The following is a 21,778-nucleotide window of genomic DNA, read 5'->3' as shown; positions in this document are numbered from 1 at the left end:
TAAGAAGTAAGACAATGAAAAAAATAAAAATAATAAAATACATTCTATTGTTGGCCACTTTGGCCACAGCCCATTCTGCTAGTGCATTTGAGTCATCGTTTAGCTTGAACTTAAATGCGCTTGTCGTTAGCGTGTGCGCAATAATGACGTTACTGTTAATTTATTTGTTTACGGTTATTCACTCTCTAAAACGCTCACATTCTCAATTACAGCAATCTGAAAAGCGTTTAAAAAGCACCGTAGAAGGCAGTGGTGACACACTATGGGACTGGAATATAAAAACCGGCAAGGTTATTCGTATTAACGACAAGTACGTACTGAATAACAACAATCTAGTAGAATTCCCACCGAATAAAAGCCTAATACACCCTCGCGATTTAACCCATGTAGATTATCTACTAAAAAAACATTTTGCTGAAGAGAGTACTTTTTTCGAAGCCACTTATCGTATTAAAGATAGCTTTGGTAAATGGCATTGGGTACTCGACCGTGGAAAAATAATCGAAAAAGACGCGAACCTTAGTCCATTGCGAATGACTGGCACGGTAAGAGATATTTCTCAGCTCAAATCAACCGAAGAGCGACTAAACCTATTTGCAAAATGCGTTGAGTCGTTTACCGATGCACTGGCTATTTATGATAAAGATTTTAAGCTTGTTGACATTAATCCCAGCTTTTTAACTTTGTTCGGCGGTGTACGTGAGCAATACCTTAAAAAAGAATTTCATTTAGCCGGTTACGACAGAGGCTATATAGAGTCCATAAAAGACACCGTTCGAAAGCATGAACATATTCAAGAAGAAGTAAAGCTGCGTAATAGCGACCATGCTCTACTACCATTTGAAATCTCGATAGATGAAATTAAAAACGCGCAAAATCAAATTACCAATTACGTGGTGGTGTATTCTGATTTAACCGAGCGTAAAAAAACGGAGTCTGAGCTCAATAATTTATCCAATCGAGATCGCACCACCAGCTTACCAAACCGTAATTTATTTTTTTCTGACTTAAAAAAATTAGCAAAGGAGCATTCACACCATGCCTTGCTAGTATTTGATTTAGATAACTTTAAAAAGATAAATGACTCATTGGGTCATCAGTTAGGTGACAGCTTACTGGCAAAGCTTGCTATGCGCTTAAATAAGCTTACCCGTGAAAATGATGTGTTTTATCGCCTAGGCGGCGACGAATTTGCGCTGGTTATGTCAAACACCAACGATATTCTCACCATCACCCGCATGGCGAAACAGTTTTTAGCAGCAATAGCCACACCATTTAAAATGGCAGGACATGAACTTGCTATCACATCCAGTGTTGGCATAGTGTTATTCCCCGAAGATGGTAACACCCCTGAAATACTATTAAAGAACGCCGATACCGCTATGTATCATGCGAAAAAGAAAGGTAACAGCTACCTGTTCTTTAATGACAACATGAATCGCCAAGCAGTAAAGCGACTACAAATAGAAAACCTAATGCGCTTTGGCTTAAAAGAAGATCACTTTGAGGTGTATTATCAGCCTAAAATGAATATTCGTACTGGTAAGCTTGCTGGAATGGAAGCGTTAGTGCGTTTTATTACGCCGAAAAAAGGGGTTATTAGCCCGGGGGTATTTATTCCAATCGCCGAAGAAACAGGGCAAATTATTGAAATTGGTGAAGTGGTTTTAAACAAAGCTTGTCGTGACGTAAAACAATGGTTAGACGCTGGATTATTTAACGCTCGTGTTGCGGTAAATTTATCAGCAAAACAGTTTAGCTTACCCGATTTAACTTCGCGCATTGATGTGATTTTACAAAAAAATGAACTGCCCTCTTACTTTTTAGAGCTTGAGATCACTGAAGGCACGGTAATGGACGACCCACAAGAAGCCATTGCTATTATGCGCTCTCTAAGTGCCCGTGGCATTCATTTAGCTATGGATGATTTTGGTACTGGGTATTCGTCGCTGGCGTATTTGAAACAGTTTCCACTGAATACGCTTAAGATAGATAAAGCCTTTGTTGATGATATGAAAACCGAACGCGGCCGCAATATGGTGGACTCTATTGTCACTATTGCACATAACCTTGATTTACATGTAGTTGCTGAAGGTGTAGAACAAGCTTCACAAATAAGTATACTGGAAGAGCTTAACTGTGAAACACTACAAGGCTATTACTATTCTAAACCACTCTCAAAAGATGAATTCACTGCATTTTTAAAACAACAGCAAAGCCAATCAAAACTCAGCTTAGTTAGAGCGACTAGCTAAGCACGCCATAGACAAGTTTTTGCACCAATGTTACGTATTAATGCACGTCGATAATGTAGATTAAATAAACACCAGGCTGCAGGCCCCAATAATCCACCCAAAAATAACCAACGCTTAACAGGCATACCCTTTTTAATGGTTTCAATATACATAAGTGCGATAAACACACCACTGAGTAAAATAAATAATACCATGCTCATCTGACTGCTGAAAAATTAAGGCGCATATAATAGCGTTAAACTGGCGAAAATTAAAGCAACGTATTCTTTAGTGGCGGTGCTTATAAATCAGACACAAAAAAGCCGAGCAACTTAAAAGCTCGGCTCTCAATTATCAATTCATTACAGCTTACTTGTCAGCACGACCCATAAACTTATGCTCAGCAGTATTTATGCGGATACGATCACCGGTTGAAATATGCTCTGGCACTTGAATTGTTAAGCCAGTTGATAAGCGTGCAGGCTTTGAGCGAGCGCTAGCTGAAGCCCCTTTAATTGAAGGATCAGTTTCTTCAACAACAAGCTCAACACTTGAAGGAAGATCAAGACCTACAGCAGTACCGTCAATTACAATAACGTGCACACCTTGGGTCTCTTCATTAACAAATTGAATTTCTTCCGCTATGGCGTCTTTATTTAAATTGTAAGGCGTGTAATCTTCATTATCCATGAAGACATACTCATCGCCATCAATGTACGACAGCATGGCTTCACGACGAGTTAAATCAGCAAGGTTAAGCATATCGCTGTCTTTAAATGTTTCGTCAACTTTACTACCCGTTACTACATCGTATAAACGCATACGGTATAAACTACCACCAGCACGACCTTGTGGTACTGAGCGTACAATATCTTTTACTACTAATACACGGCCATTAAAGTCAATAGCCGTCCCTTTTTTAACATCACTCGCCTTTGGCATGGGTGAATTCCTATTGTTTTTTTGATTGCGAGAAACATACCACGAACTGAAGAATCTTCAATAGAAACAAAACAACTTAGTCATACTTTTTAAAAATATGTGGTTCAGCGCCGCTAATAGCGGCGCTGATCACACTACGCATCAACTTAAAAGCGTACTTTTATTCCTGCTGATAACTCACTTACATCATTTTTTGAAACTTTATAATAAGTATACTTTAGTAATAATTCAGTCTGTTTATAAACCGAATAACCTAAAGCGGCACCTATATAAGGTTTGGTAGCGTGTTCTTTATACTCTAAGGGAGCTCCATCCGTGATGCTACTTTGTATTTTATACTGATGACGATAAGCGCCTAAAAATACCTTTGTACTTAAAGATTCAGCAAGCATATGTCGGTAACCTACTTCAGCTGCCACCCCTTTTGGTAACACCGGTACAAAGCGTGAATAATCTTGATGTAATTTATCTGCATCAGCTTTCACTGTTTGGGCAGTTAAATCGGCTCGACCTTCACCTAAATCAATATATCTTATAGCGACTTCCCAATTGGGTGACAGGTCATAATAAGCGCCAATTGACCAGCTAGTATCAGTATCATCAATAGAATCTAAATTAGCCTTGTTGTCCTTAGTTGCTAAAGAATGCTTTGCTTTAGACTCACCTAGCGTGGCCTCAAACGACCATGTATCAGCCATTGCACTGGTACTAATTAAACAACTAGTCGTTACTATTGCAAAGCTTGGAAGTATTGATCTTCTTCGACTAATAACAAGTACTGAAATCAGTAATAAACCCAAACCTCCCATACTTCCTCCTGATGACTTATTACTGATGGCCACTGATTTAACAGCGCTAACCGTCACTTTTACTTGTGCTGTAGACTTTGCACCTTTGCTATCTTTTATTGTGTAATCAATAATATCAACACCGTCAAAGCCACTTTTAGGTATGTATTGTAAAGTGCCGTTAATGTTAATTGTTACTGTGCCTTGAGCTGCAACTGCATTAACGACAAATAATTCATCACCATCAATATCTGAATCATTACGAAGTACATCTATTTCTATCGATGTGTTATCTGTGGTTGTTGCCGAATCAAAAACAGCTGTTGGTGCATTATTTATAACTAAGTTAACTTTAACTTGGCTGTTTGATGTGCCCCCTTTGCCATCACTAATACTATATTCAATAATCGCAACACCAACAAATCCAGCTGGTGGGGTATACAGTAACTGCTCATCAACAATACTTACATCACCAAAATCAGCCGTCGCGCCGCTTAAAGTAAGTGTATCGCCGTCCAGATCTGTATCATTTTTCAATACATCAATAGTCGCCGATTCTCCTGCACCAATTGTTATCTCATCCTGATTAGCCTTAGGAAGCTGGTTCGATGTACGAATAATTGCAACACCGCCTGGATCGACTATCGTTCGGTTCGCTTTGCCATCGTCATCATTAGGGCCACCATCAACAATTTGTAATTGTACACACCATGCACCTTCAGTTAGCCCTTGCGTCCACTCACTACCTCTTGGTGGAGGGCAATAACCAGGCTCACCTGCTGTAGAAAGTAATTGGTTGTCACCAGATGTATCAAAATCAATCCACTGTCCCTCTTTTAATTTTCTGTAAACAGAGTTTTGTGAGATTGGTTTTCTTTGCGGTATTACTATGCTGTAAGTATCTCCAGCATTAGGTAAACCTGTTGCGATAAAATCAAATAGTCCGCCTGTATTTACCGCGCCTTCATCTTCAGGTAATTCACTATCAAGCAACTGAACACCGCCCATTGCATTTTGTGAAACTGTAACCCCTTTTCTAACGCAAACGCCCGGCTCGCCTTCTACTAAGAACTTATCACTGTCTTTAACTTGTTCTTGCATGACATTACATTCACTGATTGCATCTAAATAATCAGGAATGCCATCACCATCACTATCACCGTAACCTTCTTGTGCATCTGGGATAAGGTCACCATCGGAATCTTCCTGCCCTAGCGCCTCAAGTGAGGTTAATACTTCAACGTAAACATCTTTTGTTGTTGAGAGACTTGGCTCGCCAGAGTCTTGCGCTGTTACCGTTACTTTATAAATACCAGGAGTTAGTGATTGTGTTGAAAAAACAAATTCGTTTTCATTTACGCTTGTATTAAGGAGTTTATTATCCTCTGATACCCACTTTAACGTTACGTTATCGTTCGGATTTGCATCCTGAGCAACAGCTTTAATCGTGACAAGATCATTACCTATGGTAACAAGTGATCTTTGTTGAGAACCTTGTGTAATACTGGTACTAATAGTAGGTGCTACATTATTTTCAACAATAGTGATTGTGGCTGAAGACTTCGCACCTAAATTTAGTGTATCTGCCAGTGTAATTACAACGGTTTCATTGCCTTCCGTTTCGGAGTCTGCATACGTTGTAAAATTAACTTGTCCCTGCGTGCCACTGTTAATAACCAACTCTGACGACACTAAATCATGATCAGAGCTATCAGCAGTACCCGATACTTCATAGGCAATCGTCACTGGATAACTGGGTGCTTCACCATTTAAAAACACATTAAAGCTATGTGTTTTATTCTCAGCTATTTCGCTATTTTTACTAAGCGAAATAAGCGGACTCACGTTTACATTTTGCGTTGCGATTGCTTCAAGCCCGCTGCTGTCTACAGCTTTCCAGTAAACTAAATGCTTACCTGGCGCATACAACAAACTTGGGTTAACTAATGAGACTGCTAATTTATTACCTTCGCTATCCATTGCCGAAGGTACACCTAACTTGACCTTTGTAAACAACCCTTTTGCATTTACATCAATATCAGCCGGTGTTTCGATGGTTGGCAAATTTTCGGCTTGATTATTTAACGTTAATGTTGCTGTTGTTCTACTCATTTCTTTATCAGGGTCTTCAATCAAATAATTAATTTGAATGGTCCCTTTGGTGCTTGCCTGGGTCTGATAAACCAGCGTTCCCTCTTCAATTTGCACTGTTCCCACGCTAGCGTTAGCACTAACAATTACCAATTCATCGTCATCAACATCGGTATCATTAACTAACACATCAAGTGAGTAGCGATTATCAGCGTTGCTATTTAATGAATAGCTATCTGGATTAGCAATTGGCGCATCATTAATGGAAGCCACCGTAAAATTCACTTTAGCAATAGCAGATTTTTCCTTTGTATCATCTGCAAGATAATTAAAACTATCAGGGCCAAAATAGTCTGCATTAGGTGTATAAGTGAATGTATTGGCTTGCTTGGTTAATGTACCAAATTGAGGCTGCGACACAGCGCTAATTGTTAGTGTGTCTAAGTCTGCATCTGTAATATCAGGGGAAAAGCTAATATTAGAATCTTCATCAAGCTCTAAACTTAAGTTAGGTGCAATCGGAGCACTATTTGTTGATACCACTTCCAAGTTAAAAGGTGACAGGCTTGCCTGCTCGCTACCATTACTAACAGCGATAGTAATGTTTGGATAAAGCCCTACATTTGCCTTAGTGGGCGTACCCAATAAATTACCTGTTGCAGTATTGAAACTAGCCCAACTAGGCTTGTTAGCAATGCTAAACGTCAGTGCTTTATTTTGTGGGTCTGTTGCCGAAGGGGTAAAGTTATAAAGCTCATCTTGATTTACTTTTGTAGCTGCTGTGCCACTGATCTCAGGGGTAGTCGGTTTAGGCGCTTCAATTACTGTTATAGTAAATGATTTTTTAAAGGTTTCGGCACTGTCATCTGTTTGCACACAAACCGTATAAGCGCCCAGTGGTAATGCCGCTTTGGTTTCTAACGTGTTGCCATTGATTTGGAAAAAACTATTGCCCGCGCTTGTGGTACAACTACCCGTTGCAGCTGATGTAGATGAAACTAGCGAATAAGTATGACTGCTCGAATCAGCATCCGTAGTCGTTAATACTCCAACATCAGCACCTGCCCCCACAACTGATTCACTAATCGTAGAGCTTGAAAGGCTGATATCAGTAGGCGCATTATTTTCACCCACTACGATTACTGTAGAAGAGCCAAAACTACCAATTGCTCTATCTGCGCCACCATTAGATGTACCGCCACTGTCTTTTATTGATGTAAGTGTAACAACTCTATTGTCGGTGGTAGGCGAATCACTGGTATTTTTATACTGTAAGAACGGCACATAACTTTGCCATACTGCAGCTGAATCTGTTGCGGTAACCGTTACTGTTGCCGTTGAGCCACTTAACATAACCGTGTAGCTAAAGTTAACGGCTCCCGAATAAGTACCCGATGCATTGTGCTCTAAGTTGATAAGATCGGTGCCAAATTGAAGAAACTCATGGCCCGTATCTTTTACATTAGTAACTGTTAGTGATATTTGTTCAATATTTTGCCCACTCTCAACCGTGCTAACAGCAGCGGAAGAGAAGATAGCCACTGCTGAGCCATTTTCTGTAAAGGTTGGGTTAGCCCCGATTGCTGATACTGTAGGCGCATCATTAACAGAGGTAATACTGACTGACGCTTGATTAGTACCGGTGCTTTGAACCGCGCCATCATCAAATACATAGTCAAGCACAGTTGCATTTAAAGGCACATCTGAGTTGTTGGCATAGGTAATAGCTTGCGCAACAGAATCTACGATTGCAGAAGTGGCATTACTATTAAATGTTAGCGTTAAAGTGCCTGCCGAGTTTGTGGTAACAGTCCCTATATTATTAGCATTGTAACTAAATGTACTTCCCTCAGTTAATGTACTGAGTAGTCCCGAATGAGCAAATATATCTTCTGTACTTGCGCCATCGCGCCGGCGAATAGTCAAGCTAGCATTGTTGTAATCCCCTGCGTTGCTGTTAAGTGCATCAAGCTCAGCATCTGCAATTGTCATATCGCTATCTATTATCACTGTACTGCCATTTTCGATAAATGTAGCACCGCCATTAAGCGAACTAAATGTGGGTGCTGAGTTCGGTGAAATAAAAGTAATGATAGTATCAGGGCCACTATCAGTAACCGTAAAGGTAAGGTCGTTGCCTGGTGCGTTTGTAAGAGCAAGAGTTAGCTCAGAAATGTTAAAATCAGTGGCGTTGGTATCTACTTCTAATGTACTTGTGCCATTAAAACGTACGTTACTGGCTGAAAGCCCTGTAATACCAGCAATAGTAATACGATCGCCTGCGGCTAAATCGGTAATTGTATCGCCTGATAATTGAGATGAGCTACCTACAAAATTATCATTACCTGCGTTACCTGTTAACGTATCTGTACCAGCGCCTGGGCGTAAAGTATCGGCCCCAGAGCCACCTTTAAGTACATCATCACCACTAAAATCTGATGAGGTCATTGTTAAAATGTCAGCGCTAAATGCACTTGCATCTAGCGTCACTGCAGCTGTAATAGCACTGCCACTAGCATTAGAAAAAGACACAACGCCAGCATCAGTATTAAAATTATCGGTTAAGGTGATAGTCGTGTTACTGTTAGTGCCGATTGCCAGATTTTCAATACCCGATACCGTGGTGCTGGAAAAATTAAAAATACCACCATCCATAAGTTTTAGCGTATCAGCGCCAGCAGAGCCTGTAATGGCTGTATTAAAATCATTAATATTATTAACATCAATTGCTACTGTTGCAGCAGAGGCTAAGCTTAATGTACCAATATTAAAGAAGCCCCCTCCTGTGACATCCGCGCCATCAGATACGTTAACAATATCACTTGCTGTTGCGTCGCCTGTAAGGGTACCAGTGTATGCACTAGTGCCTATTGCAAACGTAACAACATCAGTAGCTGAAGTAGCATCCACATTGGTGTTACTGCTTGAAACTGTAATGATTCTAGTATTAGTGCTGTCATCACCCACGCTATAGCTTTCAACACCTGCTAAAGTAGTAAAATCGCCATCTCCGCTAATGGTAATAGACTCTGAGCCTGGAGCCGTGATTGTGCCTGAAAATCCTTGGTGCTGGCTGGTCGTCATGTTAACTGAAGCACCAGATGCCAAGGTTAGGTTATTTATATTATTTATGGTCCCAGCTGATATATTTGCACCATTACTTAAACTCAGTGTATCTGCAACAGTATTGTCACCGGTAATGATTCCAGTAAATGTAAGTGAACCTAAATCAAACGTAATTGCATCAGTCGCAGAGGTTGCAGTTACAGAGTGGCTAGCATTAGTGACAGTAACCGAGCGCGTATTCGTACTATCGTCATTTAAGGTATAACTTTCTATTGCCGAAACAGTACTTACATTACCATCTCCTGAAACAGAAATTGTCTCAGTGCCACTGCCTGATACTGTGCCAGAAAAACTCGCAAGCTGAGATGCGCCTAGGGTGACTGTGCCACCAGCAGCAACCGATAAATCTTCAAACCCGCTGACTGTCGCACCTGATATATTACCACCGTTGGTAACAACCAAGGTATCGGTACCAATTCCGCCCGCTAAAATACCCGTTGCACTCAGTGCATTCACATTAACCGTGTCGTCACCACCACTACCGGTTAGATTCTGTGATGCATTGCCTAACGTAAATGTATTCGCTGCACTCAACACATACGTTTCAACCGCACTATTACCAGTTAGGCCATCGGTCGCGGTGCTTATGGTAATTGAATCAGTGCCACTTGCTGTTATCGAAGGAAAGCTGTCGTGCTGCGCCTCAGTCATCGTCACTGAAGCACCACTATTTAATGCTAAAGACTCAAATGCACTTACCGTGGCATTACTAATATCAGCACCGGTGCTCATTTGCAGTACATCGGTATCGCCGCCGCCAGCAAGCGTACCTGTCACGCTCAATCCAGCAATATTAATAGTATCAGCATTGCTACTACCGGTAACATTTTGCGCGGTCCCAGCTAAAGTAATATTAAAAGCAGCATTTAAAACATACGTTTCTATGTCTGCATCTGCAATTACGCTGCTATCACCATCTGCACTTGCCAAAGTAAATGTATTTGTTCCAGCGCCATTTATCGTTGTAAACGCATCGTGTTGCGACTCGCGGAGCGTTAATGAGCCGTCATTATAAGTAGAGAGCGTTTCAAAGGAGGTTAAACTGGTAAATTGTGTGAGATCACTACCATCTATAACAATAATCTCATCTGTACCATCGCCACCCTGGGCTGTAGACCCTATAATATGGCTTGCTGAAGATACAGTTAAAACCTCATCATCACTACTAAACGTTATTGCCGGATTTAAATTTGTACCATCTAAGGTGCTAAAACCCGCTGCTGTAGAGCTAGCTGCTGTAAGATTAGCCACTGAAATTGTCGCTGTACGGCTAGTACTGTTTTCAGTGCCATCATTGATAACAACTGACACTGTCCGCGAAGTTGTGTTGGGCGACGAACTGGTATTGTTATACGTGATTGCTTTAAGGAAAGTGGTAACTTCAGCCGTTGTTGCAGTTGCACCTGTAATAGAAATTGTGTCTTGTAAACTAATATCTGATGCACCACTTACACCCCCAAGTGCATTTTGCGCACTGGCAGATACATTAAGACCTTCAAACACCCCGTCTTGATCATTTGTTAATGCAACGGTTATTGTTGTTATTGAGTCGCCATCACTATCACCGGCTTCAGCATCGGGTGCAATCACGGTAGCAGGGCTGCCTTCAGTAAACGCCGAAAAACTCCCTGTACCTGGAATCATTGTGCCATTTAAATCAACAACAGGGGCTGAATTAACAGGAGTTGAAGACAAGTTAGTGATGGCAAGGTTATCAATTTTTAACCAGCTAAGAGTAGCGTTATCAGAATAAGCTATTTTTAACCATTTTATTTCTGTAAATAACGCACCAGAAGCATTTATAGTCTCGCTGCTACCGCTCGGTAAAGTCTCGCTATCCGCTACGCCTCCTTTATCCGTTGTTAGCCGTATAACTCTATTACTACCACTTGAGTTATAAACATATAAACTAGATAAATCAAACGTTTCGTTATTTGTAAAATATATTTTACTGTATGTCTGAGATGATGAGCTTGTAGATATATAAACATAGCCCGCTGAAAAATTATATAAATCTTGACCCCCACCAGCCCCAGACTTAACTTTTATGCTGTAGCTGGTACCCGGTATTATATAACTCTTATTATTAGCGTATCCCGTAGGTATATTATCAAAATTCAATGTACCATCAAACGCTAACACCTCAGAAAAGTCAATCAAGGCTCGCTCTGAAAATGGTCTATCAGCAAAATCGACATCCCCTTTAACTATTTCTAAATCCCAATCTCCGCCTTTATGACTATTACCGGTTAAATCGTTAGAAGCGGCTACATCAAGCTCCGTTGACTGACTAAAGAGTGTTAAAAATTGATCGCCTTGCAGACCCTTACCAATGTCACAGCCATAAAAAAACACATCCCCACCAGGTTTTACAGCCCCCTTAAATACCGCCATTAATTGTGGGTTACTTTCAATAACCACTGTATTTATTTGACTGTTACCTAGTTGTAGCTCCCCACTGCGCCCATGAGAAAATATACTCACGCTCTCTAACTGCTGGTAACGACCAAGCAACTCTTCAAGCTGATTTATACCTGATTCATCAGCATTGAGTTCAACAATCTCTGTCTCTGCATTTAAATCGCTATAAAATAAGGCTTTATCAGGTACTCCCGCATCGATAATGACTAGATGGTTAACACTGCTTGCAGCAGTTAACACAAGATCATCAGCCTTTGCCTTAAATGAATTAATACTTGGCACTATAAGTGGAGTGAGTTTAAACTCTGATTGCACTGGCACTTGTACACTCTGTGCAATGCCTGCGGTTTGAGTGAGCCCTAAAACCGAACCGACAACAATAGAAATAGGCGATAAGGAGAATTTCAGCATGTATTCAATCCTTTAATATATTTATGGAGAACAACGTTTTTAATACCATAACTGGTAAATTAAGGTGTTTTTTGTGTTATTAAACTTGCGTTACTGCCTTGTGGTTCTAACCAAAAAGCCATATCACTGTATTTTTTAAATAGTTCTGGGGGGAGTACTGTTTTACGCCCAGTAAAAGCCACTTTATTTTTCACTGTATGTAAGCCATCTGCACCTAAGCTTTTATCAAATTCACTGGCGTTATATGTTACATTTTCAAAGTCATGCGCAAAGTTCGGTAAGCCTAAAAACTGATAAATTAGAGCCACACTCTTTTCAGGTTTACTTACGAGCAAATCGTAGTCGATCAGTAATAACTGATCCGAAAACTCACCATAAAAACCTTCTTTTAGCGCAGCCCAAGCACTGCCGAAAGGCCCTTGATTAGACGCAATGTGCTCACAGCGGGTATACACGTTTTGCCGTGCTGCGGGGGAATAAATACGGCTAAATTCAAGACTGTTTTGCCTATAGACACGTTCAAAACTGTCCATTATCCAAGCTGGATTTCTGACTAAACAAATCACTTTAAAATCATTACCAAATAAGGAATTTAAGATATTAAGCTTTGCAGTCCACAGTCTATTGGTATCAAAAATAATTGGCTTTTCAACATCTTGGTAATACCCAGACCACACCCCATGACATATATTCAAGCGCTGCGCTGAGCTTATGCTACTAGCAAACTCGCTCCCAGCTCCCATTTGCTCAAGTAAACTAGTAACAAAACCAGCTACAGGGGTTGACATATCGGCATGAAAATCGGGGTTTTGCCGTAATATACCAGCCAATAATGTTGAACCAGTCCTCGGTAAACCAGCGATAAAATGATAATGACGCGACATAAATAGTTAACTCCGACTCGGATAAATCCCTTGCATGGCTATGATATAATGCATAGCAACAAATGGTGACTGAGAATAAAGCGATTGGCCACCACCATGTAAATTAACGATACCTGTTAAACTATTCGCGGGCAGAGTTAGGGCAATGTTATCTTGTGCTGGAACATCAAATGTATCAACTGTCACATTACCAATACTGATCAATGAACTTGGTGCCGTAGATTGATATATTTTTTCTTGTTTATCAGGCCCACCACCAGCAACAACCGTAGCAAGTACTGCACCTGCTGTTGGTTCTCCACTATTAGCATCTTGTGTTGTTGCAATGTTTGCAGATCCCGTTACTCCACTTATCGTCTGCCCAGGAATACTGACAGAAACTGACTGTGCAAAACTTGGCAATGCAATCGCACTTTGCATCGGTGGCAAATTATTAGATGTAATTTTACTAAATTCTCTTCCGCCAAGCTGGCCCCACTCACGACTTGACAAGCCAGCCCCACTACCAACACCTACCGGTGTACGTCCTCTGATATCTGGTAACGCCATTGACGAACGGCCGTCACCACCATAAGTAGTACCAACAAGTGAAAAAAGGGCGGTATTTTGAGCAATACTCAATAGCTGTCCTGCACATATAGCCCAACCTCTAGGGGCAAAATTTCCTGCAAAAATCTCCACTTCGCCTAAAAATGGGTCTGCGCTCATAACGTATTTCCTTTTAAAATAATTTATATAATTACAATTGCATACCAGCTGTAATATTAGCTAAAGATGCAAAACGATAACCTGAAATACACCCAAACTGACATGAAACAATATCTAATGCCACTGAGCCTTGTTTAGTCTGCACAACTAACCCTTGTGACTTGTCAATACTTAAGACCGTACCAGCTGGCTCTGTGAATGAGGCTTGATCAACAAAGGATGCTTGTAGCACATTAAAATCACCAAATTTACCCGATAAAATAAAGCCACCATAAAGCGGGTTACCCGCTCTTGCCGCCGCGGCTAAATCAACCGCGCTGTACTGTTCAAAAGACAATGTTAAATTATCATAGTTCAGGGCTGTCGCGACCTTGATTTGTTCAATGTCGGTATCTGATTGCCAATGCAAATTATCAAATTGTTCGAAGAAAATACTCAACACTTGTGGGATTGCAGATGCAACGCGAATAGCAAGGCTTTGATAAGTATCAAATGGATGAATGGCTATACTCTGCTGTAACGAAAATTGTAGGGGGTGTTCGCAGCTTAAGCGATAAACAGTTAGTAACAAATTATCTTGATGCTCTCTAATTTGCCAGTAGAGTGGATCAGTACCTTGATAATCTGATAACTTTGCAGGGTAAATTCCATAAGCATTACCATGAAAAAAATCAATAATCGTTTGACTTTGAGTTCCCGCATTAAAACAGCTCAAGGCCATTGATACTTGCCAATCATCGAGTTGTGCAAGCAACGTATCATCATTATTCCATACTGAAAATTGTATATTTTGTGATGTGCAATGTGCTTGCAATTGACCAATTTCGCTTTGCATGTTATTTGTTTGCGTTGGCACTAATACTACAGCGACTAACAACTGGCGCTGTATCAACATATCAATCGTAGGTATAGATAAACAACTTGAAGTAAATAACACTACCTTGCTAATTTGCTCCATAGTGTACCTCTTCGTCAGCTTTCGTCGGCAAAAAACCTGTCAAACCGGTAAGCTTATAATAAAAATCTATTTTATCTTTTTTTGTAAGTAATAAACCATCTACTGCGGGGGCCTTAGGTACAAAATCAATACATACCGAGAACATAGGCAATGGATGCGTAATGCCTGACTGATATTGCTGTAACCAATGCCCATTATACGTCATTACTTCAGCGTAAAGGACAAGCGTTAGTTCACTTACATCAGTGGCTGTTTGAGGAATAGAAACTGTGTTACAGCGTACAACTTGTTGTTCTCCAAGAGCAATTATGTCTAGCGTGAGCAAACTATGACGATCAAGAGTTAATATATTTCCCAGCTCAATTCTTTCATTCAACGTATCTTGATTTAATATCGGATTCGCAGCATCGCTTTGCGGTTGCAGCCACTGTTCAACATATTCTCGTTGGCAATTAACTAATGCAGCATTAACCATAATTTTACACGGTAACATTACTCCATGATGGCTTAGTTGAGAGGCAAAGTTTCTGCATATACTCAAATGAGCTTCTTTAGAAAAACCATGCTGAAATGCCTCAGCAATAAAAATATCAAACGCTTTGTTACCTTTAAACAAAGCAGCATCAGCCTCGTAAATGCCATCGATATAGTCATTAAGTTGCAACTCATTAACTAACACCTTGAGAGATTTGATCGCTCCAGGTTGAATATCGACTAAAGAAATGCGTACTTTTTGTGGTGAAATAATTTTTTGCTGATCCATATACAGCAAAATAGGTAATAATAACGGGGCGAATGGCCCACAAGCTGGGTAGACAATATTTATTTGCGAATCCCGTTGTTGTAAATCATTAATAAGCTCAAAAATCCCTTTGTAGAAACGGGTGTTGCGATGTACATCTTTTATTGTTGTTGTGCAGTTTAAAACCGACATCACTAGGCCATGTTGATTAATATACTGTTTTGTCATTTCAACTTCATGCAATTGAGCTTGCCTAAGGACTTTTATTGCTTCTTCGTAAGCGTCAACAAAAAGTTTTTCAATTAACACAGCATCGTCTCTTTCAGTCAGTGCTTGATCTGCGATTGCTAAAAAAGACTGCTGTAGAGTCAACGCTGTAGCTGGTTGCTGTTTAAGCAAACTAATTTGATCGCGCAGTGCTTGATTAAGTAACCCAGTTACAACTGGCTCTTCACTAATACATGCGGCTGACTTAGACAATTGATGGTGTAGCACCACACACTCCTTATAATTTATAATATATATTTCTTAGCGTACAATGATGTAGCAATTAAACTGTGAAGCCATCCATTTTATCAATATTACTGATTGCACAACTTGATCATGTATAGCCTCAAAAGCGTTCACTAATTAGAGGTGTTCAACTTGGGCGTAGTTCAGTTGTTAATCTAGATTTTAGAAGAGACTCAAGCTGGGTACGTATTGAATGTTTTAATAGCTCATCAATGTGGGGGGCCGCATATTCCAAACTCGCTGTAGACTATGAATCATGTAGATTCATACTTAAGCACTCCTTTACACCAATTCTACCATGAAAAACACGTTGCAAATTAATATTACGTTCAGTAAGTAGAGTAACTCACAAGACGTAGAATACAACTTTTTAATTCTATTATTTTTAATAGTCGCTTACTTGAAAAGTCTATCTACTTATTTTTAACAATAAGTTATGTATAATTTTGGCATAAGTTAAAAATAAAAAACATTACACCCCATTACACAACATTGATTATTCCCTATATCGAGAGCTGTTTAGCTACTTACTTAATGGAGTCATATTTATATATTGTACAATTCGAGGTGTACTCCCCTTATTTGAACAACTACCATGCGGTAATGTATGTCGCCATACAATTAAGCTACCTGCTTTTGCAGCTAATGGAGTACTGTGCCATTGTTGGCAATTAAAATGATGTGGATTGGTATTTTTAGGTAAACTAGCAAGCCAGTTGTCTATTTTTTTATGAAAGCCAGGTACACAACTGAATGCACCTTGTTCAGCGGCAACGTCAGTAAGGTATAGTAATCCTTGCGTTGCAAATCTGAGCGGTTTATTAAAGTTTATATCCCAGTGAAGATTTGGCCCAGGAAATCGCCAACTTTCTGTCTGCGGTGGATTAAAACTAAGCCTATCAGTGCTTACAGTTAAATTGTTTTCACCCCACAATTGCTCAAATACATCTCGCACCTGAGGCTGATGCCGAATAACCTGCATGGTTATATCATTAAAAATTTGTACCATAATTCCCTGTTTAAGTTCATGATTTCGATACCATGAAACAGGATTATGTTTATCCATATTCAAACGTTCATATACCATGTTACAAACGTCTTCACATAGCGTTTTTTCCACTAGCTCAGGAATAATAACGTAACCATTATCATCCCAGCTTTGCCACTGCTGCGATGTTAGAACGTAATGACGAGGCTGATTTAGCAATATTTTTTGTTGTTTAAGGCCCTTTTGCTGGAAAAATGCAGCTATCTTTTCATTTAACTCACTTTTAGCCGTCTTTGAAATAGCCATACCATAATGCTGCTCTACCCAGTTTTCGAATGTTAAAAAACTATCACTCGCAAAAATAGACTCTATTGTCGGTGTGAGCCCTAAGCCTAAAATATCCATGATCATCACATCGAGTGACCATTCATCTTCTATTATTTTTTTATCTGCACAGCCTTGCTTTTGAAACTGTACTTTGTGCCACATTCGCTTTAATTGAAATAAACCTAAACGCCCAGTTTCGTTATAACAGGGCAATATGCTCTGCATTGTTGTTTTCAGAGGAGGTACTTTTACTCTCAATTCATTTTGCATAATAACTCCTTTTCGCGCCTGATTTTAGACAAGCAAAACACCTTAAATTGATTTATTAACGCTGACTAAACTTAGTTAGAATAGAGTGCTATATTATTGCAAGCAACGATTTTTGTAGCTAAATACAGGGAGTGATATGGATAGTGAGTTACTGAACAGATACCGTAATGCGATTACACATTTGCTAAATGAGCCAGCTGATGCGGGGGTGATAAAGCCTTTTATCAACGATTTAAAAAATTACTTAGGGAATATTACGTCTATTTCAACTGATTTAGATATGAATGACTGGAATGATGAAAATACATCCCAAGGCGTTGCAATTTCTCCCGTACAAGCAGCTAAATGCATAGAAGAAACTCTTCGTACGCAAATCTTTATGCAAGGTGTTAAACTCGCTATTGAAGAACGTTTAAAAGCAACGACTGATGATATTCATGTTCTTTATGCCGGTACAGGTCCTTATGGCACGTTACTTATTCCTTATTTAGGTGTTGCCACAAACTCACGTATAAAAGTCACACTCATTGACATTCATCCAGAAAATATCAGTGCAATTAAAAAGCTAGTAAAGCACTTTTCAATCACCCAAAACATTGTTGCAATTACGTGTGATGACGCAACTTGCTGGCAAGCGCCCCCCTCTCAGCAATTTGACATTATTATTTCAGAAACTATGACAGCGCTATTAAAGCGAGAACCTCAAGTTTTTATTTTTGCTCATTTATGTCAATACTTGAGTGATTCTGGCACATTAATCCCACAAAAAATTTCTTTAAAGGCATGGCTAACACCTTTTAACTCTTTAATGTCTGCAGAAGCTAATACAACAGATGACATACTCCTAAAAGAGTTTTATTGCTTAAACATCGACGAAGCAAGGCGTTTAAATGCAGGAGACGCATCTTCTTTCAAAGGTAATATGCTAATCCCAAATGGCGTTGATACTAATTACAGACTCAAACTAACAACCGACATTCAAGTATACAAACACCATAAACTAACGGAAAATCAATGTAGTTTAAATATACCGCTGACTTTTTTACCTCATGATGCGCAGCTTCGTGGCGGTGAAGCTATTCATTATGAATACATAACACCACACAGCCCAGATTTTGTATTTACATTCCCAATAAAAAAGATAATTAAAACTAAGATCAAATTAACCAAATTTTCAGAGCTCAATAACTTAGGGTTACCTGGCGTAAAACATATGTTTGAGCACGCACAGGCAGCTAAATGTGGTTGCTCTATTAATGTAGATGAAAATGAATGGACACAATGGACCAACCTATTGGACTCATTAGCCTTGCCATATCATGAAACATCAGTCGCACTTTATCAAAGCCAACGTATAGAAGAATTTGAAACTTGGCTAAGCACTAACAGCAACCTCACATTATCATGATTATTAACGCTCAAGTTAACACTGGTAAACAGCTTAAAGACGTTGAAAAAATTTTAACCTTTCTTACTCATATTGGAATTAAGCACCGGTATCAAACCTTAGACGAAAGAACTTTTTTGCCCGGCCTTAAGCTAGAAAAAGGCGTTTTATTGCTTGATTTTGTCAATGGGTTCTATCCTGGTGATATCCTTCATGAGGCTGGGCATATTGCTGTCTGTGAGCCAATTTTTAGGCCCCTATTAGATGCTGACTTTTATAAGAATGGCTTGCTTGCGGGCAGAGAGAAACAAGCTATGCACGCAGAAGAAATGGCTGCGACAGCTTGGGCTGTTGCAGCAGCTATTCATTTGTCATTATCACTAGATATTATCTTTCATAAAGATGCTTATAAAGGTGCGAGTAAGACGTTAAAGCATGCTTTTGAAAATGGGAATGGTTTTGGGTTTCCATTATTACAAGCATGGCAAATGACTTGCCCAAACAAAGGTTACCCTGTAATGGTCAAGTGGATCAGAGACTGTCGCTGGATAGAAACGCTTCCAAATATATAGTTTGCAAAAAATGGATGAACTTTGTTTAAAATAAAAAGAACAATTTAATTTATGGAAATATCCTCAAATAAACATGACTTTTTCCTAAAAAACGGTTTTGTTCACTTTGAAAATGCACTTTCGATAACATTACTTAAAAAATTACAACGTTTTTCAGATAAGTTAGAAGCATTAGCACTAGAGAATTTTCACAATGGGCAAGTCAATAATCAATGTTGTATCTCAACAGACTCAGGTTTGCCTCGTCTTTTTCGTTATAACGACTTACTATTCGAGTCACCTGAATTAATAATTGAACTATTAGCTAGCCCACCACTCATCGAAGTTTATAAAGAATTGGTAGGAGATGGCGCAGTCCCCTTGCAATTAGATGTAGCTTATAAATACCCGTACCCACACCCTCATATTACTTGGCATCAGGACGCTCCTCATTCTAGGCAATATCCTTATTTAAATATTGGTATATACCTTGATGACGCTCTTTTAGAAGATGGCTGTTTACGCTACGTACCAAATACCCAGCATAAAGTTTTAGATATTTACAAACTTTCCAATCAATATGGGTGGGATATTCCTAATGTAGTACAACAACCCGCTAAAGCAGGTGACATCATAGTTCATGACATAATGGTTTTACATAGTTCAGGAGTAAAGCGCAGCCAAGGTGCAAGAAGAACACTGTATGTTGAATTAAGGACAATTTTAGGGATTACCGAAAGTGGAAAACAAACTAAGGAGTGGGCCGAACTGAGAAAACAATGGATGGCACATGTAATTAAAGCGGCAGATCCAAACAGTATTCCGCAAGCTTGGCATGAATTTTACGGCGAACCTAAATACGATTTAAGTACCTTGGTTAAGCTCATTAAAGCCAAGCCTGAAGCACCCATCCCTTCGATTCATGCCCATAAAAATGTAGTTCATCCAAATTACCCTACTCCCAAGGATTTACGCTAAAATCACATATAATTTGAAAGTATTCATTTTCCATTAGGGTCTGATGACCTTTCAGGACTAGAATTAAACAATCACTCAAAGGAATATACGTGCTTAATGAACACTTTACGCCAAAACAACGTGCATTGATATGCGCTGATCTAGCTCATTTACGCTTATTAGCTGATTTAAAACTTGCACCATCAATTCCTTACTTTGCAGAAAAACCTTACCCTATTGGCCGCTGTAGAGAAATACGCGATGAGGTATTTGCACTACTGCAAACGGAATTACCTACCACTAAAAAACCTGGGCTCAGTTTATTAAAAAATCTAATTGTACAAGGTAACTCTTTACAAAAAGCATGGGGCTCACTGCAAGATCAATACTTTCAAAACGCATTGATACTTGGTCCTTGGTATATTGATGTTGCTAACGACACCGTAAATGCCAATAAACCTAGAATAGAGATTTTATCCTTAGCTACCTCAAACTTTACATCAATAAAGGATTTTGATCAGTTTGTAAAAATAGCTCGTCGCTATTGGAAGGTTGATGTGTATAGAAATGATGTATGCCCAGCGCTTGCGCCTTATATGCCACTTTTATGTGTGGGCACCAGTGGTACAAGTTGGCTAGGGGCCGCAAACGACGATATGCTCAATGTCGCTATTAATAGCAACTTTGAGGAGTCTAAACGTATTTTGGACTCTTTGCCCTGCGCGCCAGTTAAAGTCAAAGAGCGCTGGAAAAAAGTATTGAGCAATTTCGACCATAATGATTTTTTATTAAGTGTCGGAGAGCCTGTCTCGTATTGCACTACGTATAGTAAACACTCGTACCAAACAGACCTGACAAAACGTGATGCTGCTGTTACTGCATACTTGTCTTTGCCTAAATCTGTTTAGCCAGTGCTTAACAAAAAAACTTTATTTACATTTCCAGTTCCAACATAGTTACTGGTTTAACTAACTTCCAATATATCAGTCTATAAATTAAGAAATAATAAGCTCAAATAATATTTCATGCCACAAAGCTAATGAAAAAATGCTATGGTTAAGATATCGATTATGACCTCAAGGAATGGCTCATGAACCAACAAACTGTACATACTTATTTAATGAACAAACCGTTAGTTAAACTAACGCAACCTTTTGCTAAAGATGTTGATGTATATAAAGTAAACCATAAGATGTTCGCCACCCTTGCACTGAGCAATGAGGGTGAAACCGATGAAAACGGCGAACCTATTTGGTGGCTAAACTTAAAGTGCGACCCTGATGAAGCACAGTCATTACGAGATATTTTTCCTTCGGTGATTTCAGGTTATCATATGAATAAACGCCTTTGGAATACAGTGATTTTAGACGGCTCAATACCACAAGGTGAAATTGAGCGTATGATTGATAATTCATTTAATTTGGTGGTCGACAACATGCCAGATAAAGACAAACAGGCTATTGAAGCCTTACTGTAAATA

The 21,778-nt window shown here is 39.4% G+C and carries 14 protein-coding genes; 6 read left to right on the top strand and 8 right to left on the bottom strand.

The features are described from left to right. Positions 1-14 precede the first annotated feature (14 nt). Positions 15-2,255, top strand: a complete 2,241-nt coding sequence (locus AC0VZ5_RS05175) for a sensor domain-containing protein (protein WP_178955572.1) — start codon at positions 15-17, stop codon at positions 2,253-2,255. Here AC0VZ5_RS05175 and AC0VZ5_RS05170 read toward each other — a convergent pair. The 8 genes from AC0VZ5_RS05170 to AC0VZ5_RS05135 form a co-directional block, all read right to left on the bottom strand. Further along, the gene (locus tag AC0VZ5_RS05170; RefSeq protein WP_138606245.1) at positions 2,252-2,455 is read right to left on the bottom strand and encodes a hypothetical protein; all 204 of its coding nucleotides are present in this window, start codon (positions 2,453-2,455) and stop codon (positions 2,252-2,254) included. The two genes, AC0VZ5_RS05175 and AC0VZ5_RS05170, sit on opposite strands and share 4 nt — an antisense overlap. Positions 2,456-2,603: 148 nt before the next feature. Beyond that, positions 2,604-3,176 (bottom strand): elongation factor P-like protein EfpL, encoded by a 573-nt coding sequence (gene efpL / locus AC0VZ5_RS05165; protein WP_010391355.1) that lies wholly within the window; start codon positions 3,174-3,176, stop codon positions 2,604-2,606. Between the two features lie 146 nt (positions 3,177-3,322). Continuing rightward, entirely contained in the window at positions 3,323-12,013 is an 8,691-nt protein-coding gene (locus AC0VZ5_RS05160; protein ID WP_475474503.1) for an Ig-like domain-containing protein, read from the bottom strand. Between the two features lie 59 nt (positions 12,014-12,072). Beyond that, positions 12,073-12,897 (bottom strand): sulfotransferase family protein, encoded by an 825-nt coding sequence (locus AC0VZ5_RS05155; protein ID WP_464709321.1) that lies wholly within the window; start codon positions 12,895-12,897, stop codon positions 12,073-12,075. A gap of 6 nt (positions 12,898-12,903) precedes the next feature. Continuing rightward, complete coding sequence (locus tag AC0VZ5_RS05150) at positions 12,904-13,605, bottom strand: phage tail protein (protein WP_198522238.1); 702 nt, start codon at positions 13,603-13,605, stop codon at positions 12,904-12,906. 31 nt (positions 13,606-13,636) lie between these two features. Further along, a complete protein-coding gene (locus tag AC0VZ5_RS05145) occupies positions 13,637-14,563 on the bottom strand; it encodes a hypothetical protein (RefSeq protein WP_464709328.1) in 927 nt (308 codons plus the stop codon). Next, entirely contained in the window at positions 14,550-15,800 is a 1,251-nt protein-coding gene (locus tag AC0VZ5_RS05140) for a hypothetical protein (protein WP_464709331.1), read from the bottom strand. The genes AC0VZ5_RS05145 and AC0VZ5_RS05140 overlap by 14 nt, the downstream gene beginning before the upstream one ends. A gap of 541 nt (positions 15,801-16,341) precedes the next feature. Continuing rightward, on the bottom strand, positions 16,342-17,403 hold the full coding sequence (locus AC0VZ5_RS05135) for a phytanoyl-CoA dioxygenase family protein (RefSeq protein WP_464709335.1): 1,062 nt from the start codon (positions 17,401-17,403) through the stop codon (positions 16,342-16,344). Between the two features lie 136 nt (positions 17,404-17,539). Between AC0VZ5_RS05135 and AC0VZ5_RS05130 the strand changes: the two genes are divergently transcribed. The 5 genes from AC0VZ5_RS05130 (at position 17,540) to AC0VZ5_RS05110 (ending at position 21,775) form a co-directional block, all read left to right on the top strand. Continuing rightward, positions 17,540-18,811 (top strand): SAM-dependent methyltransferase, encoded by a 1,272-nt coding sequence (locus AC0VZ5_RS05130; RefSeq protein ID WP_198522242.1) that lies wholly within the window; start codon positions 17,540-17,542, stop codon positions 18,809-18,811. Next, positions 18,808-19,362: a hypothetical protein gene (locus AC0VZ5_RS05125; RefSeq protein ID WP_464709338.1), complete on the top strand. Its 555-nt coding sequence runs from the start codon at positions 18,808-18,810 to the stop codon at positions 19,360-19,362. Before AC0VZ5_RS05130 ends, AC0VZ5_RS05125 begins: the two co-directional genes overlap by 4 nt. Positions 19,363-19,413: 51 nt before the next feature. After that, positions 19,414-20,319, top strand: a complete 906-nt coding sequence (locus AC0VZ5_RS05120; RefSeq protein WP_464709340.1) for a phytanoyl-CoA dioxygenase family protein — start codon at positions 19,414-19,416, stop codon at positions 20,317-20,319. A gap of 89 nt (positions 20,320-20,408) precedes the next feature. Further along, on the top strand, positions 20,409-21,206 hold the full coding sequence (locus AC0VZ5_RS05115) for a hypothetical protein (protein ID WP_464709342.1): 798 nt from the start codon (positions 20,409-20,411) through the stop codon (positions 21,204-21,206). A 182-nt stretch (positions 21,207-21,388) separates the two neighbouring features. After that, positions 21,389-21,775 (top strand): MmcQ/YjbR family DNA-binding protein, encoded by a 387-nt coding sequence (locus AC0VZ5_RS05110; protein ID WP_475474502.1) that lies wholly within the window; start codon positions 21,389-21,391, stop codon positions 21,773-21,775. The last annotated feature ends 3 nt before the right edge of the window (positions 21,776-21,778 follow it).

Source organism: Pseudoalteromonas sp. QJM3NY_12, from assembly GCF_056173165.1.
Note: the sequence above shows the minus strand (reverse complement) of the source record. Positions and strands in the feature narration are given on the sequence as shown.

Bases quoted from the DNA above. Each gene is read 5' to 3' on its own strand.
- AC0VZ5_RS05170 (WP_138606245.1), bottom strand. From the start codon at position 2,455: ATGAGCATGGTATTATTTATTTTACTCAGTGGTGTGTTTATCGCACTT.
- AC0VZ5_RS05110 (WP_475474502.1), top strand. From the start codon at position 21,389: ATGAACCAACAAACTGTACATACTTATTTAATGAACAAACCGTTAGTT.
- AC0VZ5_RS05145 (WP_464709328.1), bottom strand. From the start codon at position 14,563: ATGGAGCAAATTAGCAAGGTAGTGTTATTTACTTCAAGTTGTTTATCT.
- AC0VZ5_RS05160 (WP_475474503.1), bottom strand. From the start codon at position 12,013: ATGCTGAAATTCTCCTTATCGCCTATTTCTATTGTTGTCGGTTCGGTT.
- AC0VZ5_RS05150 (WP_198522238.1), bottom strand. From the start codon at position 13,605: ATGAGCGCAGACCCATTTTTAGGCGAAGTGGAGATTTTTGCAGGAAAT.
- AC0VZ5_RS05135 (WP_464709335.1), bottom strand. From the start codon at position 17,403: ATGCAAAATGAATTGAGAGTAAAAGTACCTCCTCTGAAAACAACAATG.
- AC0VZ5_RS05120 (WP_464709340.1), top strand. From the start codon at position 19,414: ATGGAAATATCCTCAAATAAACATGACTTTTTCCTAAAAAACGGTTTT.
- AC0VZ5_RS05155 (WP_464709321.1), bottom strand. From the start codon at position 12,897: ATGTCGCGTCATTATCATTTTATCGCTGGTTTACCGAGGACTGGTTCA.
- AC0VZ5_RS05175 (WP_178955572.1), top strand. From the start codon at position 15: ATGAAAAAAATAAAAATAATAAAATACATTCTATTGTTGGCCACTTTG.
- efpL (WP_010391355.1), bottom strand. From the start codon at position 3,176: ATGCCAAAGGCGAGTGATGTTAAAAAAGGGACGGCTATTGACTTTAAT.
- AC0VZ5_RS05130 (WP_198522242.1), top strand. From the start codon at position 17,540: ATGGATAGTGAGTTACTGAACAGATACCGTAATGCGATTACACATTTG.
- AC0VZ5_RS05125 (WP_464709338.1), top strand. From the start codon at position 18,808: ATGATTATTAACGCTCAAGTTAACACTGGTAAACAGCTTAAAGACGTT.